Consider the following 16,840-nt stretch of genomic DNA (forward strand, 5'->3'; position numbering starts at 1 on the left):
ATACCCAAAAAAAGTCACACCTTTTTATTGACAAGCGGGCAACCCGGGCGTGAAATCAAAGACATCAACAGGCTTCAGATCTGCGACTGGGGGCAGAGACGCAACTCAGTGGTCAGGCCGTTTGGAACGTGCCTGTACAAGGAATTTTCAGATCCGCGGGGGCGGATGCCGGGCTCAAAAACCTGGCCAAGGGGCTCGTCGGTGCGGTGCGGGATACCGATCCTGGCGTCCCGCACCGACGAGAGTATTTACGTTTCTCCCCGCCGTCGTTGCGCTGTTCACGGCGCCTTGTCGAAGCCCAGCAAACCAGGGATGATTCCGTGACCGCCGAAGATCGCATCCGCGCCCTGCCCTGCTGGACCGGTGGCATCGAGATCGCACCGCTGCCCGGCGGCCTGAGCAACGCGAATTATGTGGTCACGGACGCGGCCGGACGACATGTCGTGCGCTTCGGCAAGGACTATCCGTTCCACCATGTCTTTCGCGAGCGCGAGGTTATGACCGCGCGGGCGGCGCATGCCGCCGGTTTCGCGCCAGCCGTCCACCATGCCGAACCGGGCATACTGGTAACGGAATTTCTCGGTGCGAAAACCTATCTGGCGGAAGACGTGCGCGCCAATCTCGGCCGCGTCGCGGCTCTGATGCGCGCCTTCCACCGGGAGATGCCCAATCACGTTTCCGGCGCCGGCTTCATGTTCTGGGTGTTCCATGTCATCCGCGACTATGCGCGCACGCTTGAAGAGGGCGGGAGCCGCAAGCGCAGCGACTTGCCGCGCCTTTTGACACTGGCCGACGAACTGGAGCGCGCGCAGAAGCTGCTGCCGATCGTCTTTGGCCACAATGATCTGCTGCCGGCCAACATTCTCGATGACGGCAACAGGCTGTGGCTGATCGACTTCGAATATGCCGGTTTCAACACGGCGATGTTCGACCTCGCAGGCGCCGCCTCCAACGCCGGCATGAGCGACGAGGAATCCTTCGCCTTCCTGACAGCCTACTTCATGAAGGAGCCGGACGATGCGATCCGCCGTTCGCACGCGGCCATGCAATGCGCCTCGCTGCTGCGCGAGGCGATGTGGAGCATGGTCTCCGAGCTCTATCTCGACGCGCCAGGCATCGACTACGTCGCCTACACCGAGGAAAACCTCGTCCGGCTCGACGCGGCACTTGAAAACTACCGGACAAAATACGGGATACAGAAATCATGACATTGCCGAGCCAGGCCGCCATCGTCGTCATCGGCGGCGGCATCATCGGCTGTTCGACGGCCTATCATCTGGCGCGCGACCATAAGGCTGACGTGGTGCTGCTGGAGCAGGGCAAGCTGACCTCGGGTTCGACCTGGCATGCGGCCGGCCTTGTCGGGCAATTGCGCTCGTCGGCGTCTATCACCCGCGTGCTGAAATACTCCGTCGACCTCTACAAGGGACTGGAGGCCGAGACCGGTCTCGCCACCGGCTGGAAGATGACCGGCTGCCTCAGGCTCGCCACCAATGCCGACCGCTGGACGGAGTACAAAAGGCTGGCGACAACAGCAAAAAGCTTCGGCATGGACATGCAATTGCTGTCGCCGGACGAGGTGAAAAGAATGTGGCCGCTGCTGGAGACCGGCGATCTCGTCGGCGCCTCCTGGCTGCCGACCGATGGCCAGGCGAGCCCCTCCGACATCACGCAGTCGCTGGCCAAGGGCGCGCGCATGCATGGCGCCAAACTGTTCGAGGATGTCCGTGTCACCGGCTTCGAAATGAAGGACGGCCGCATCACGGCGGTGAAGACCAGCAAGGGCGACATCGCCTGCGACAAGGTGGTCAACTGTGCGGGCCAATGGGCGCGGCAAGTGGGGGCCATGGCCGGCATCAACGTGCCGCTTCAGCCGGTGAAGCACCAGTACATCATCACCGAGAAGATCGACGGTCTGGCGACCGACGCGCCGACCATCCGCGACCCTGACCGACGCACCTATTTCAAGGAGGAAGTCGGCGGGCTGGTGATGGGCGGCTATGAGCCGAACCCGCAGGCCTGGGCGACTGGTCTCCCCGGCGGCGACGTACCCAATGATTGGGAGTTCAGGCTGTTCGACGACGACTACGACCATTTCGAGCAGCACATGAGCCAAGCGATCGCGCGCGTGCCGGCGCTGGAAACCGTCGGCGTCAAGCAGATGATCAACGGGCCGGAGAGTTTTACGCCGGACGGCAATTTCATTCTCGGCACAGCGCCCGAATGTGCCAACATGTTCGTCGGCGCCGGCTTCAACGCCTTCGGCATCGCCTCGGGCGGCGGCGCCGGCTGGGTGCTGGCGCAGTGGGTGGTCGACGGCGAAGCGCCGCTCGACCTTTGGGTGGTCGACATCAGGCGCTTTTCCAACCTGCACCGCGACCGTCAGTGGGTCCGCGACCGCACGCTGGAGGCCTATGGCAAGCACTATACGATCGGCTTCCCGCATGAGGAGTATGCCAGCGGGAGGCCCCGTATCCTCTCGCCGCTCTACGACAGGCTGAAACAGCATAATGCTGTGTTCGGCTCGAAGCTCGGCTGGGAGCGGCCGAACTGGTTCGCGCCCGAAGGCGTCGAGCCGCAGGACATCTATTCGATGGGCCAGCAGAACTGGTTCGCGGCGGTCGGCGACGAACACCGTCATGTGCGCGAAAAGGTTGGCATATTCGATCAATCCTCCTTCGCCAAATACGAGTTGAGCGGGCCCGATGCGCTGAAGGCGCTGGACTGGATCTGCGCCAACGACGTCAGCAAACCGGTCGGCCGGCTGACCTACACGCAGCTTCTCAACACGCGCGGCGGTATCGAGGCTGATCTCACTGTGGCGAGGCTGGCCGAGGAGAAATTCTACATCGTCACCGGCACAGGTTTCCGCACGCATGATTTCTCATGGATCAGCGATCATATCGGCGAAGGGCTCGACGCCAGGCTTGTCGACGTCACCGAGGATTTCGGCACGCTGTCGCTGATGGGTCCTCGGGCGCGCGACGTGCTCTCGGCGGCGACCGGAACCGACGTGTCGAATGCCGGCTTCCCGTTCGGCCATGTGCATGAGATTGCCATCGCCGGCCACACGGTTCGGGCGCTGCGCGTCACCTATGTCGGCGAACTCGGCTGGGAACTGCATGTGCCGATCGCGGCCACCGGCGAAGTCTTCGACGCGCTGCTGGCGGCAGGCGAGAAGCATGACATCCGCCCGGTCGGCTATCGGGCGCTGGAATCGCTAAGGCTGGAAAAAGGCTATCGCGCCTGGGGCTCCGACATCACCCCCAACGACACGCCGCAGGAAGCCGGGCTCGGTTGGGCGGTCAAGCTGCGCAAGAACACCGATTTCGTTGGACGGCGCGCGCTGGAGAAGACCAGCGGCGCGGCACTGAAGAAACGCTTTGCCGGCTTCACGGTCGACGACCCCGAGATCGTGCTGCTCGGTCGCGAAACCATACTGCGCAATGGCGATCCGGTCGGTTATCTCAGCAGCGGTGGTTATGGCTACACGCTGGGCAAGACCATCGGCTACGGCTATGTGCGCAACGCCGACGGGGTGAGCGACGATTTTCTGGTCTCGGGCGACTATGAACTGGTGGTTGCGATGGAGAGGACACCGGCCAAGATCCATCTCGAGCCGATGTACGACCCGGCAGGCGCCAGGGTCAAAGCGTAGGTCAGGTCACGCGCAGTGCGAGACCGCGGCTGGGCACGGTGTCGGCTTCGCCCGGCATGGAGACGTAAGGGCGCGTTTCCTCGACGCGGGTGACGAGGCCTTGCGCCTCGATCTCGCCGACACGCGTGGCAAAGCCGGCATCCCACAGCGTGTTCTTGACCGTCAGCACGATCACGCCGCCCGGGCGGCAGATGCGGATTAGCTCGTCCAGCCCCTCGACGCCGACATGGCCCGAGGTGAAGACGCCGGCCGAGATGATCCCGGCATAGGCATCATCGGCAAAGGGCAGATGACCGCCGAGCGCCAGGCAATGGAGCGCGGAATAGACGCCCTTGCGGGCCGCCTGATCCAGCATGCCTTGTGAAATATCGAGTGCCTCGACTTGCGGGTAACCAGCAATATCAAGCCATTCGCCGATGAGCCCGGTGCCGGCCCCGGCATCGAGCAGCGGTGCTGAACCGCGCGGCAGATGGCGGGCCAGCAAGGCAAGGCAGATCGTCGGATGGCGATAGCCGGCGGCCGACATGTCGGCGTCATAGGTTTCCGACCAGCGATCATAGAGTGCGGCCACCTCTTCGGGCCGCTTTGCCGCGTAGGCCGCGCCGAGCGCGCCATGATGTTTGCTGTCCGCCACTTTTATCCAGTCCGCCAATTTTTGATCTCGCAGTGATGATAGCCAAAGCGCGAAAATTGTGGAACCGTCGCTGCGACAAATAACGGCGTGGGGGCGCAGGCATGGTGACTGACGAGGCGCGTGCGGCACTGGACGCCATTCCCATGCTGGCCGGCTACAGCGGGCCGCTGGAACGGCTGGGCGGCCTCACCAACCTCGTCTTCAAGGCCGGCGACTTCTGCCTGCGCATTCCCGGCAAGGGCACCGAGGAATACATCAACCGGGCCAACGAAGCAGTGGCTGCACGCGAAGCGGCAAAGGCAGGGGTCAGTCCCGAGGTGCTGCATGTCGACCCCGGCACCGGGGTGATGGTGACACGCTACATCGCCGGCGCCGAAACGATGTCGCCGGAGAAATTCCGGACACGTCCGGGCAGTCCGGCCCGCGCCGGCGAGGCCTTTCGCAAGCTGCACGATTCAGGCGCGGTGTTTCCCTTCCGCTTCGAATTGTTCGCGATGATCGACGATTACCTCAAGGTGCTGTCCACCAAGGAGGTCGCCCTGCCCGCCGGTTATCATGACGTGGTGCGCGACGCCGAGAGCGTGCGCTCGGCGCTGGCCGCCTATCCGCTGCCGCTCGTTGCCTGCCACTGCGATCCGCTGTGCGAGAACTTTCTCGATACCGGCGAGCGGATGTGGATCGTCGACTGGGAGTATTCGGGCATGAATGACCCACTCTGGGACCTTGGCGACCTCAGCGTGGAAGGCAAATTCGACACGGGGCAGGATGAGGAGATGATGCGCGCCTATTTCGGCGGCGAGGCCAAGCCGGCGGAGCGCGGCCGCATCGTCATCTACAAGGCGATGTGCGACCTGTTGTGGACGCTGTGGGGGCTGATCCAGCTCGCCAACAACAATCCGGTCGATGATTTTCGCGCCTATGCCGACGGTCGGTTCGCGCGCTGCAAGGCGCTGATGGAGACGACGGAGTTTTCACGGCACCTGGCGGCGATACGTCAGGGCTGAGCCTACTAATTCACGCCCTTCGGCACGTTTTCGGGCGGCACCGCAGTCTCGACCACTTTCTGGCGGTGGAAGATGAACAGGCCGGCCAGAACGACGATGCCCGAGCCGATCAGTATGCGCGGGCCTGGCACGTCGCCGAAGAATGCCAGTCCGAACACCACCGCCCACAGCAGCAGCGTGTAGTGCAGCGGCGCCAATGTCGAAGCCGGCGCCAGCTTGAGCGCCCTGGTGATCATCAGATGCGCGCCGCAGGAGACGATGCCGAGCAGCAGCATGGCGCCGAGATCGAGCGCCGACGGCGTCTGCCAGGCGCCGATGGTCAGCACACCCCCGACCAGCAGCGTGCCGATAGTCTGCCATGTCACCAGATTGGTGTCGCTGGTGCCGCGCAGCCGGCGGTTGAGGATGATGGCGAAGGCGAAGGAGATGCTGCCCACCAGCGCAAAGCCCGACGACAGCGAGAACGCCGCCGAGGACGGTTTCAGCATGATCAAAACGCCGCAGAAGCCGAGCAGGATCGCCATCCAGCGGCGCCAACCGACCTTTTCGCCAAGCAAGAGGTGCGAGAGCGCCGCAACGTAGATCGGCCCGGCCATGTAGAAACTCATGACATCGGCAAGCGGCAGATAGACCACGGCGGCATAAAAGAGCGCGGTGTCGAGCGTGGTCATGACAACGCGCAGCAGCTGCAGCTCCAAGCGCTCCATGCGAAACAGCTTGGCCGTGCCTTGATGGGCAATCATCGGGCCAAGCACGAAAAAGGCGCCGATGGAGCGGATCAGCACCACCTGACCGACGGAGAAGCTGGCGACCAGCCACTTGCCCATGGCGTCGTTCAGCGCAAACAGGAAGTCGCCGGCCAGCATCAGCAGAATGCCGGCCAGAAGCACATTCCTGATCGTCGAATTCTGCGCCACGGGCTGCGTCATGCCGATCCCGATTCCTCCCTAGTAAGCCGCGTCGTAGACGGAAGCGGCGGCTTTGACGAGGAGAATTCGGGCAATGGGTAAGACCAGCGCCAGGAATCGGCTGTATCTAGCTGGATATGTGCCGCCGGTTCACCATTCCCGGCCTTCCGTCGATGGACAGCCTGGTTTCCTGCTTCGTCCGCTCCGCCACCACCTTGCCCCTGGCGATGACGCACAGGCGCTCGGCGCGCAAGCGCAGGGCTTCGACCGGATTGCCGGCATCGAGGACGACAAGGCTGGCGCGCTTGCCGACCGCCAGGCCGAGATGATCGAGGCCCATGATCGCGGCATTGACGTTGGTGACCATGTCGAAGCAGCGCGCCATCTCGGCCGGGCTCGACATCTGAGCAACGTGCAGACCCATGAAGGCGACATCGAGCATGTCGGCGGTGCCAAGCGAATACCAGGGATCGAGCACGCAATCCTGGCCCCAGCCGACGCGAATGCCGAGCGCCAGCATCTCCTTGACCCGAGTCAGGCCGCGGCGCTTCGGGAAGGTGTCGTGGCGGCCCTGCAGCATGATGTTGATCAGCGGATTGGGAATGACCGAGACGCCGGCCTCGGCGATCAGCGGCAGCAGCTTCGAGACGTAGTAATTGTCCATCGAATGCATCGATGTGAGATGCGAGCCGGCCACCCTGTTTTGCAGACCAAGGCGCTGCGTCTCATAGGCAAGCTGTTCGATGTGACGCGACAGCGGGTCGTCGGTCTCGTCGCAATGCAGGTCGACCATCAGGCCGCGCCTGGCCGCGATCTCGCACAGCTCCGTTACCGAGCGCGTGCCGTCGGCCATGGTGCGCTCGAAATGCGGGATGCCGCCGACAATGTCGACGCCCATGTCGAGCGCGCGAATGGTGTTTTCACGCGCAGATGGAGCGCGATAAAACCCGTCCTGCGGGAAAGCGACCAGTTGCAGGTCGATATAGGGAGCGACCGTCTTCTTGACCTCGAGCAGCGCCTCGACCGCCAGCAGCCTGTCATCGCAGACATCGACATGGGTGCGGATGGCGAGCAGGCCCATCGACACCGCCCAGTCGCAATAGGCCAATGCGCGATCACGCACCGCCTCATGCGTCAAAAGCGGCTTCAACTCGCCCCATAGCGAAATGCCTTCGAGCAGCGTACCCGACGCGTTGATGCGTGGAATGCCGTATGAGAGCGTCGCGTCCATGTGGAAATGCGGATCGACGAAGGGCGGCGAGACCAGATTGCCGCGGGCGTCGACCTCGGTTCGCGCGGAACCCTGCATAATGGGCTCGATCGCCGCGATCGTCTCGCCGCTGATGCCTATGTCGGCAACCCTGCCATCAGGCAGCGTGCCGCCGCGAACGATAAGGTCGAAATCCATCTGTCGTCATCCCGTCAAAAGAATCATCTGATATAGCCGAGGCTGAAAATCGCATCCCGTCGATGCCGCTTGCAACAGCGGTTTGTCCGCGGCGGCCGCGGATGGTTCCATCCGGCCGCAACTCCCTCTATAAGCCGCCTTCGTTGTCCCGGTTTCAAGGATCCGCCGTTTGTTTCGTTTCTTCCGCTCGACGGAAAACCAGCGCCTCGTTGCGAGGTTGATCCGGGAATCCTTTTATCAGCACAGGTTTGGCTACGGCGCCGCGATCTTGTCGATGCTTGTGGTGGCCGCCACGACCGGCGCCAGCGCCTGGATTCTCAAAGAGATCACCGACGAATTCGTGGTCTTCAAGCGGATTGACCGCGTCAACCTGATTGCGGCGGGGGTCGCCACGATCTTCATTCTCAAGGGTCTCGCCAACTTCATCCAGGCTTATTTCATGAGCCGGGTCGGCAACGCCATCATCGCCGATCGCCAGCGCAAGATCTACGATCGAATCCTGGCGCAAGGCATCGAATTCTACCATTCGACCTCCTCGTCCGACCTGATCACACGCATGACCAACAATGCGCAGGCGGCGCGCAACGTGCTCGACCTCGTTGTCACGTCCTATGTGCGCGACCTGTTGTCGCTGGTTGTGCTGGTAGGAGTCATGGTCTGGCAGCAGCCAGCCTTGTCTATAATCTGCTTCGTCGTCGGCCCCTTGGCTATCTACGGGGTCAACCGCATCCTCAAACGTGTTCGCAAGTTCGCCGCGATGGAGTTTCGCTCGGTCGGCCAGATCGTGCAGGTGATGCAGGAAACGGCAATCGGCGTCCGCGTCGTCAAATCCTTCAACCTCGAAGGCGCAATGCGCAACCGCATGTACAAGGCTGTGTCGGACGTCGAGAACCGGGCCAACAACATCGCGACGCTGGAGGCTGCGACAAGCCCGGTGATGGAGACGCTGGCCGGGCTGGCAATTGCCGGGGCCATCTTCGTCAGCGGCTTCCTGGTCTTGCAGGGCGGCCAGATGCCGGGAAACATCATGGCCTTCATCGGGGCGCTGCTGTTTGCCTATGAGCCGGCAAAGCGCCTTGCGCGCGTGCGCATATCGCTGGAAAGCGGCATTGTCGGCGTGCGCATGATGTTCGAGCTCGCCGACCAGCCGCTGACTCTGGTCGAGAAGCCGGACGCGAAGCCGCTTCTGGCCGGACCGGGCGAGATCCGGTTCGACGCCGTCGACTTCGCTTATCAGAACGGGCCGCCGGTGCTGGACAGGTTCGATCTGACGCTTGCGCCCGGCAAGATGACGGCGCTGGTCGGGCCTTCCGGCGGCGGCAAGTCGACGATTCTAAACCTGATCATGCGCATGTACGACCCGAAGAGCGGCAAGGTGCTGTTCGATGGTCAGGATATTTCCCATGCGACGCTCGCATCGCTGCGGGAAAAGATCGCCTATGTCAGCCAGGACACGTTCCTGTTTGCCGGCACCATCATGCACAACATCCGGCTTGGGCGCGAGGGTGCGACCGACGAAGAGGTGATCGCCGCCGCCAAGGCGGCCAACGCCCATGACTTCATCAGCGCGCAGGCGAAAGGCTACGAGACGGATGTCGGCGAGAATGGCGGCCTGCTGTCGGGCGGCCAACGCCAACGGATCTCGATCGCACGCGCCATGCTGCGCAATGCCGAGATCCTGCTTCTGGACGAAGCGACCAGCGCGCTCGATGCCGAATCGGAAGCACTGTTCCGAGACGCGCTGCAGCAATTGACGGAAGGCCGCACGACGGTCGTTATCGCGCACCGTCTGTCAACCGTGCACCAGGCAGACACGATCGTGGTGCTCGAAGCCGGCAAGGTGGTGGAAAGCGGCCCGCACAAGACCTTGCTCAAGCAGGGCGGGCTTTACCAGAAGCTTTATGAGTATCAGTTGATGCCGTGATGGTGTTCCGGATGTTGGAGCCAGCCCCCCTTATCCGGCCCTTCGGGCCACCTTCTCCCCGAGGGGAGAAGAGATCGTCAGCGCCGGCGCCAGCCTCTTCTCCCCTGCGGGGAGAAGGTGGCCGCGTAGCGGCCGGATGAGGGGGCCTGGGCGCGAACCTTATTCCGGCACAAACCTGACCGCGCCCTTGGCCGCGCTGGTCGCCATCGCGGCATAGGCGCGCAAGGCGGTCGTCACCTTGCGCTTGCGCTTTTCCTCGGGCTTCCAGGCCAGGGCGCCCCTGGCCTCCATAGCAGCACGGCGCGCTGCCAGTTCGGCATCGTCGACAGCCAGGCGGATGCTGCGGTTGGGGATGTCGATCTCGATCGTATCGCCCTCCTGCACGAGCCCGATCAGCCCGCCTTCGGCGGCTTCCGGCGATGCGTGGCCGATCGACAGGCCCGAGGTGCCGCCGGAGAAGCGGCCGTCGGTGACCAGAGCGCAGGCCTTGCCGAGCCCTTTCGACTTCAGATAGCTGGTTGGATAAAGCATTTCCTGCATGCCTGGGCCGCCGCGCGGCCCTTCATAGCGGATGACGACCACATCGCCGGCCTTGATCTCGTTCGACAGGATCGCCTTGACGCTGGAATCCTGGCTTTCGAACACGCGGGCCGGGCCGGTGAACTTCAGGATCGATTCATCGACGCCGGCCGTCTTCACGATGCAGCCGTCGAGCGCCAGATTGCCTTTCAGCACGGCGAGGCCGCCATCCTTGGAAAAGGGATGTTCGGTCGAGCGGATGACGCCTTTCTCGCGGTCGAGATCGAGTTCGTCCCAGCGGCGGTCCTGGCTGAAAGCGACCTGTGTCGGCACGCCACCAGGGGCGGCGAGGAAGAAATCGCGCACACTCTGGCTGGTCGTGCGAGAAATATCCCAATGGTCGAGCGCTTCGCCCAGCGTTCGCGTGTGCACCGTCGGCAGGTCGCGGTTGAGCAGGCCGGCATTGTCGAGCTGGCCGAGGATGGCCATGATGCCGCCGGCGCGGTGCACGTCTTCCATGTGCACGTCGGACTTGGCCGGAGCAACCTTGCACAGCACCGGCACCTTGCGCGACAGCGCGTCGATGTCGTCCTGATCGAAATCGATTTCGCCCTCATGCGCGGCGGCGAGAATGTGCAGCACGGTGTTGGTCGAGCCGCCCATGGCGATGTCGAGCGTCATAGCGTTCTCGAACGCACCTTTGGAGGCGATGTTGCGTGGCAGCGCGGTTTCGTCGTCCTGCTCGTAATAGCGCTGGGCGAGATCGACGATCAGGTGGCCGGCCTCGACGAACAGCCGCTTGCGGTCGGCATGCGTGGCCAGCGTCGAGCCGTTGCCGGGCAATGAAAGGCCAAGCGCCTCGGTCAGGCAATTCATCGAATTGGCGGTGAACATGCCCGAGCAGGAGCCGCAGGTCGGGCAGGCCGAGCGCTCGATGACCTTGACGTCCTCGTCGGAAATTCTGTCGTCGGCGGCCGCCACCATGGCATCGACCAGGTCGAGAGCCTGCGTCTTGCCGGCGAGCACCACCTTGCCGGCTTCCATCGGGCCGCCGGAAACGAAGACGGTAGGGATGTTGAGGCGCAACGATGCCATCAGCATGCCGGGCGTGATCTTGTCGCAATTGGAGATGCAGACCATGGCGTCGGCACAGTGAGCGTTGACCATGTATTCGACGGAATCGGCGATCAGCTCGCGCGACGGCAGCGAATAGAGCATGCCGTCATGGCCCATGGCGATGCCGTCGTCGACGGCGATGGTGTTGAATTCCTTGGCGACGCCGCCGGCCTTCTCGATCTCGCGCGCGACCAACTGGCCGAGATCCTTCAGATGGACATGGCCCGGCACGAACTGGGTGAAGGAGTTGACCACCGCGATGATCGGCTTGCCGAAATCGCTGTCCTTCATGCCGGTGGCGCGCCAGAGGCCGCGAGCGCCGGCCATGTTGCGGCCATGGGTGGTGGTGCGGGAGCGATAGGCAGGCATGTTTTTTCCTTGGTGGCTGGCCACAGCCAGGCATGGCGCGGCGGAGCTGAATTCGGACCGCAGGCGTTATAGACGCGCAAGCTCGGTCTGGCCACAATTTTGCAATGCGCCAGATTCTCTCAAAAAAATGCGTGGCACTGTCGGATGGCGCACTGCATGCCCGTCCTTGGGCAGACGGCATGGAAATGGCACCGCGTTCGGAGTCAGCCGTTTCGCCGTAACGCAACCAAAACAACCCGAGGAGCACGACATGCAAAAGATCACCACCTGCCTGTGGTTCGACGGCCAGGCCGAAGAGGCCATGAATTTCTACGTCTCCATCTTCAAGAATTCGAAGGTGCTGAGCGTAATGCGCTGGCCCGAAGGCCACGCCGATGAAGGCAAGGTGCTGGTGACCACGTTCGAACTCGACGGGGTGCAGTTCCAGGCGCTCAATGGTGGACCGCAGTTCAAGCACACCGAGGCGATGTCGCAGTCGATCGACTGCAAGACGCAGGAAGAGGTGGATGACTTCTGGGACAAGCTCATCGAAGGTGGCGGCCAACCGTCGCAATGCAGCTGGCTGAAGGATAAATTCGGCGTCTCCTGGCAAGTTGTGCCGGAGCAGCTGCCGCACCTGCTGCTGGATCCGGACCGGGCCAAGGCCGGCCGCGTGATGTCGGCGATGATGCAGATGAGCAAGATCGACATCGCAAGGATCGAGGAAGCGGCCAGAGGGTGAGAAGCGGTCCGCGTAGCGGACGGAAAGCCAAATGCTTGGCTTTTCGAGCTTCGAACGCCCGGAGCCTGCGACGGGCCGGGGGAAGTTGGAGTCTATCAGCCCCAGGTCGCGCCGCCCCTCATCCGTCCTTCGGGCACCTTCTCCCCGTGAGCGGAGAGGAGGAAAAAGCGCGACTTACGCCGCTCTGTCGCGGACCTGATAGTCCTTGATCGTGGCAAATCTGATCGCCTTCCAGCGTTCCGCTTCGTAGTTCAGCGAGAAAGCGTGCTGGGCGAGGAACACTGGATCATTGTCGAGGTCGCGGGCGATGTCGCCGCGATGCGCCTCGATGAAGCGAAGCGTCTCGGCTTTGTCGTCGGCCGATATCCAGCGGCAGACCGAAAACCGCGACATCTCGAATTCGACCGGCAGCGTGTATTCGAAGTTCAGCCGCTCCTTCAACACGTCGAGCTGCAGGGCGCCGACGACGCCGACGATGGCAGGCGAGCCGTCCTCCGGCGAAAACAGCTGCACGACGCCCTCTTCGGCCATCTGGTGCAGCGCTTCCTTGAGTTTTTTCGCTTTCATCGCGTCGCCGAGGCGAACGCGGCGCAGGATTTCCGGTGCGAAATTCGGCACGCCGCGGAACAGGATTTCCTCGCCCTCGGTCAGCGTATCGCCAATACGCAGCGTGCCGTGGTTGGGAATGCCGACGACATCGCCGGCGAACGCCTCGTCGGCGGTGACGCGGGTGCGGGCAAAGAAGAATTGCGGCGCCGACAGCGACATAGGCTTTCCCGTACGCACCAGCTTGGCCTTCATGCCGCGCTCGAGCTTGCCCGAACAGACGCGGACGAAGGCAATGCGGTCGCGGTGGTTGGGATCCATGTTGGCCTGGATCTTGAAGACGAAGGACGTCATCTTCTCCTCGGTTGCCTCGACCTTGCGGGTGTCGGCCTCCTGCGCGCGCGGCGGCGGTCCAAAAGCGCCAAGCGCCTCGATCAGGTCGCGCACGCCATAATTGCGCAGCGCCGAGCCGAAATAGACCGGCGTCAGATGGCCCTCTCGGAAGGCTTCTATATCAAGGGGTCTGCACGCTTCCCGCGCGAGCTCCAGTTCCTCGATGAAGGCTTCGCGTTCGTTTTCTGGCAAAAGGCCAGCAACGCGGTTGGAATCGGGACCATTAACCGGCGTGCGTTCTTTCTCCGCGTCGCCCCTGCGCACGGCATTCAGCGCCAGATGATAGGTGCCGGCAAAATTCTTGCCGCGGCCGATCGGCCAGGTGACGGGGGCAGTATCCAGCGCCAGCTTCTGCTCGATCTCGTCCAAAATCTCGAACGGATCGCGGCTTTCGCGGTCCATCTTGTTGATGAAGGTGATGATCGGAATGTCGCGCAGCCGGCAGACTTCGAACAGCTTCAGTGTGCGCGGCTCGATGCCCTTGGCGGCATCGATGACCATGACCGCCGAGTCGACCGCCGACAGCGTGCGGTAGGTGTCGTCGGCGAAATCCTCGTGGCCGGGCGTGTCGAGCAGGTTGAAGACATTGTCTTCATACTCGAAGGTCATCACCGAGGTGACGACCGAGATGCCGCGCTCACGCTCGATCTTCATCCAGTCGGACCGCGTCTGAATCTTGTCCTTCTTGGCCTTGACCTCGCCGGCAAGCTGGATGGCGCCGCCGAACAGCAGCAGCTTTTCGGTGAGCGTGGTCTTGCCGGCGTCCGGGTGCGCGATGATCGCGAAGGTGCGGCGGCGCGCCACTTCTTCTTCTATTGCTTCGGGCATTCTCTGGGATTTCCGTGTGACAGGCCGGGCTTCTAGCAGCGCAGTGCCGGGCTGTCGACCGGTCCGACGGCTCGGAAGCTGCTGATCGCCGCCTCACCATCAGAGCATACAGCTCAGTCGTGCTGTGGCTCCGGCCAGTGCATTGCCGCATATTTTGCGCTGCGCGATGTTGGCAAGCGGCTGCCGGGATGGCACTGGATGAACATCCCTCCGGATGGCGAGGCAGAGGAGCAAGACATGACTGCGGCGAAACAAGTGATCGTCATCGGCGCCGGCATCATCGGCGCGTCCATCGCCTGGCATCTGAGCAAGGCGGGAGCACAGGTCACGGTCATTTCCGACAGCCCCGTCGGTGGAATCGCCACCCCAAACTCGTTTGCCTGGATCAATGCCAGCTGGGGCAATCCGGAGCCCTATTTCCGGCTGCGCACCCGCGCGATGGCCGAATGGTCGCGGCTGGCGCAGGACCTACCCGGCCTGCCGCTCAGCTGGTGCGGTGGCCTGTGCTGGGATCTGTCGGCCACCGACATGGAAATCTACGCCACGGAGCATTCCGCCTGGGGCTACGGCATCGAACGCGTCGACCGCGCCGGTGCCGCGCGCATCGAGCCCAATCTCGCCGAGCTTCCCGACTTTGCCCTGCATGTGGCTGAGGAAGGTGTCGCAGAGCCCGTGGCCGCCGCCCATGCCCTATTGGCAGACGCGAAGCGACATGGCGCGAAGACCATCTCCAGCACGGTGACGGCCCTGGTCCAGACCGGCGGCAGGATCACCGGTGTCGACACTTCGCACGGATTGATTGCATCAGACGAGGTGGTGGTCGCGGCCGGCGTCGGCTCGCCGGAGATCGCCGCGACCGCCGGGATCAACCTGCCGATCGAAACGCCGCCCGGCCTGATCGTCCACTCACGGCCTTACAAAAAGCTGCTCAACGGTCTGGTTCTGGCCGAGCGGCTGCACATGCGCCAGACGGCGGAAGGCCGCATCATCGCCGGCTCGGATTTTGGCGGCGCCGATCCGGGTATGAATGCCGAAGCCACCGCCCACGCGCTGTTTGCGGCCATGAAAGCCATGCTGCGCGACAGCGACGGGTTGGAACTCGATTTCCACACGGTCGGCTACCGGCCGACGCCGATCGACGGCTTTCCGATCATCAGCCGCGCCGAGGGCGTGGACGGTGTCTATGTCGCCGTTATGCATTCCGGCATCACGCTGGCGCCGGCCGTCAGCCTGTTCGCCACAAGGGAAATTCTCGACGGCGAGCGCGACCCCTTACTTGCCCCTTATGGATTGTCGCGCTTCGCTCAATAGGCGGGCGGACGGCGAAAGCCGCCGGTGAGTGGTTCGATTGCCTTGGCGATGCCGAGCAGCCGTGACTCCGACCAGCGTTTGCCGACCAGTTGCAGGCCGATCGGCAGGCCGGTGCTGTCCAGTCCGCACGGCATGGAAAGCGCTGGATGGCCGCTGTAGTTGAACACGGCGCCATAGGCCGGCAGCATCCAGTAGCTCTGCTCCTTGCCGTCGACCTTGATCGGCGTGCCCGGCTCGCAATGCGGGAAGGCGGTGGTCATGGCGACCGGGCAGATCAACGCGTCGTAGGCCTCGAAAAACCGGTCCCAGGCGAGAATGGATTTGTCGCGGCGGGCGAGTGCCTCGAACCAGCGCGAGACCGGTGTCGGTTCCTCCGGCGGCTCAGGCTGAGCGGCCTCCAGCATCATGCCGATCAGCGCGCCGCCCTGCTCCAGATCGTCATGCAGGTCGAGTTTCGGCAGTTTTGCTTCTTCGACGACCGCTCCTGCGGATTGTAACTGCCTTGCGAGACTTTCGACCGCGGCGCTGACGTCGCCCGCCACTGGAAACCCGGGAAAGAACGGCGCGAAGGCAATGCGCAATGTCTTGAGGTCGAGGCTTGGCATATCCTCGACCGGCACCGGCGCAAGATCGGTGTCGCTTCCATTAGGACCGGCAATGATTTGATAGATCAGCGCCAAATCTTCCACACTGCGCGCCAGCGGCCCAAGGCAGGACATCAGCCGCACGCTGCGCGCAGTACCGCCGGGATCGGGAAAGACGCCGGCCAGCGAGACGCGGTGCTCCGTCGGCTTCAGGCCATAGACACCGCAGAAACTGGCCGGCAGCCGGATTGAGTCCTGCATGTCGGTGCCGACATCGAACGGCGTCATCCCCGAGCAAAGTGCAGCCGCCGCGCCGCCGCTGGAACCGCCCGCCGTGCGCTGGAGATTCCAGGGATTGCTGGTGCGACCAAACAGCGGATTGTTCGACTGCCAGTCCGAAAGCATGGTCGCGACATTGGTCTTGGCCATCAGCACGCCGCCAGCCGCACGCAAGCGGGCGACGACCGGACTGTCCTGTTTGGCGACATAGTCGGCAAAGGGCGGAAAGCCGACCGTGGTCTTCATGCCGGATGTATCGTGCATGTCCTTCAGCGTGAACGGTACGCCGTGCAGCGGGCCGAGGGCCTCGCCGCGCGCCTGGGCCGCGTCGGCCTTCTTGGCGCACTCGCGAGCCCCTTCCCTGTCGAGCGAGATGACGGCGTTGACCGCATCGTTGTGCGCATCGATCTGCGCCAGATGCGCGTCGAGTGCCTCGACGGCGGAGATCTTCCGCGCGGCGATGGCAGTGGCCAGCTCGATGGTTGAGGAAAAGACGAGGTCCATTGACAATGCTCCGGCTTGGCCGCGTTCGCCTGATCGGATGGCGGACAGCGGCGCTGCTTCAAATGGAGTTGAGCATTCGAGGATTGGCTGCGTTTGATCGAAATTGTGCAGACTGGACTGTCCAAGTCTGCACT

12 protein-coding genes are annotated in these 16,840 nt (G+C 63.3%); 6 read left to right on the forward strand and 6 right to left on the reverse strand.

The annotated features are described in order from the left end of the window. Positions 1–320 precede the first annotated feature (320 nt). Both NKH95_RS31440 and NKH95_RS31445 read left to right on the forward strand, forming a co-directional pair. The gene (locus tag NKH95_RS31440; RefSeq protein WP_128304831.1) at positions 321–1,208 is read left to right on the forward strand and encodes a phosphotransferase family protein; all 888 of its coding nucleotides are present in this window, start codon (positions 321–323) and stop codon (positions 1,206–1,208) included. Continuing rightward, entirely contained in the window at positions 1,205–3,658 is a 2,454-nt protein-coding gene (locus NKH95_RS31445) for a GcvT family protein (RefSeq protein WP_128304830.1), read from the forward strand. The genes NKH95_RS31440 and NKH95_RS31445 overlap by 4 nt, the downstream gene beginning before the upstream one ends. Before the next feature lies 1 nt (position 3,659). On the opposite strand, the gene NKH95_RS31450 is transcribed toward NKH95_RS31445, so the two are convergent. After that, the gene (locus NKH95_RS31450) at positions 3,660–4,292 is read right to left on the reverse strand and encodes a class I SAM-dependent DNA methyltransferase (protein ID WP_164893001.1); all 633 of its coding nucleotides are present in this window, start codon (positions 4,290–4,292) and stop codon (positions 3,660–3,662) included. 101 nt (positions 4,293–4,393) lie between these two features. Here NKH95_RS31450 and NKH95_RS31455 point away from each other — a divergent pair, with 101 nt between their 5' ends. Beyond that, positions 4,394–5,296, forward strand: coding sequence for a phosphotransferase family protein (locus tag NKH95_RS31455; RefSeq protein ID WP_023811666.1), 903 nt, complete (start codon positions 4,394–4,396; stop codon positions 5,294–5,296). Positions 5,297–5,301: 5 nt separating this feature from the next. On the opposite strand, the gene NKH95_RS31460 is transcribed toward NKH95_RS31455, so the two are convergent. Both NKH95_RS31460 and NKH95_RS31465 read right to left on the reverse strand, forming a co-directional pair. Further along, the gene (locus NKH95_RS31460; protein WP_023811665.1) at positions 5,302–6,225 is read right to left on the reverse strand and encodes a DMT family transporter; all 924 of its coding nucleotides are present in this window, start codon (positions 6,223–6,225) and stop codon (positions 5,302–5,304) included. Positions 6,226–6,331: 106 nt separating this feature from the next. Then, entirely contained in the window at positions 6,332–7,612 is a 1,281-nt protein-coding gene (locus NKH95_RS31465; protein ID WP_023811664.1) for an amidohydrolase family protein, read from the reverse strand. 169 nt (positions 7,613–7,781) lie between these two features. Here NKH95_RS31465 and NKH95_RS31470 point away from each other — a divergent pair, with 169 nt between their 5' ends. Continuing rightward, on the forward strand, positions 7,782–9,536 hold the full coding sequence (locus NKH95_RS31470; RefSeq protein ID WP_352439720.1) for an ABC transporter ATP-binding protein: 1,755 nt from the start codon (positions 7,782–7,784) through the stop codon (positions 9,534–9,536). A 159-nt stretch (positions 9,537–9,695) separates the two neighbouring features. Here the strand turns inward: NKH95_RS31470 and ilvD are convergent, their stop codons facing one another. Further along, on the reverse strand, positions 9,696–11,540 hold the full coding sequence (gene ilvD, locus NKH95_RS31475; protein ID WP_023811662.1) for a dihydroxy-acid dehydratase: 1,845 nt from the start codon (positions 11,538–11,540) through the stop codon (positions 9,696–9,698). 250 nt (positions 11,541–11,790) lie between these two features. Between ilvD and NKH95_RS31480 the strand changes: the two genes are divergently transcribed. Then, the gene (locus NKH95_RS31480; RefSeq protein ID WP_352439721.1) at positions 11,791–12,261 is read left to right on the forward strand and encodes a VOC family protein; all 471 of its coding nucleotides are present in this window, start codon (positions 11,791–11,793) and stop codon (positions 12,259–12,261) included. A gap of 174 nt (positions 12,262–12,435) precedes the next feature. Here NKH95_RS31480 and NKH95_RS31485 read toward each other — a convergent pair whose 3' ends face one another. Then, positions 12,436–14,028 (reverse strand): peptide chain release factor 3, encoded by a 1,593-nt coding sequence (locus NKH95_RS31485; protein WP_352439722.1) that lies wholly within the window; start codon positions 14,026–14,028, stop codon positions 12,436–12,438. Between the two features lie 237 nt (positions 14,029–14,265). Here NKH95_RS31485 and NKH95_RS31490 point away from each other — a divergent pair, with 237 nt between their 5' ends. After that, entirely contained in the window at positions 14,266–15,339 is a 1,074-nt protein-coding gene (locus NKH95_RS31490; protein ID WP_352439723.1) for an NAD(P)/FAD-dependent oxidoreductase, read from the forward strand. Here the strand turns inward: NKH95_RS31490 and NKH95_RS31495 are convergent. After that, positions 15,333–16,706: an amidase gene (locus NKH95_RS31495; RefSeq protein ID WP_023811656.1), complete on the reverse strand. Its 1,374-nt coding sequence runs from the start codon at positions 16,704–16,706 to the stop codon at positions 15,333–15,335. The two genes, NKH95_RS31490 and NKH95_RS31495, sit on opposite strands and share 7 nt — an antisense overlap. Positions 16,707–16,840: the final 134 nt, after the last annotated feature.

The organism is Mesorhizobium sp. M0848 (assembly GCF_040319805.1).
GTDB lineage: Bacteria > Pseudomonadota > Alphaproteobacteria > Rhizobiales > Rhizobiaceae > Mesorhizobium.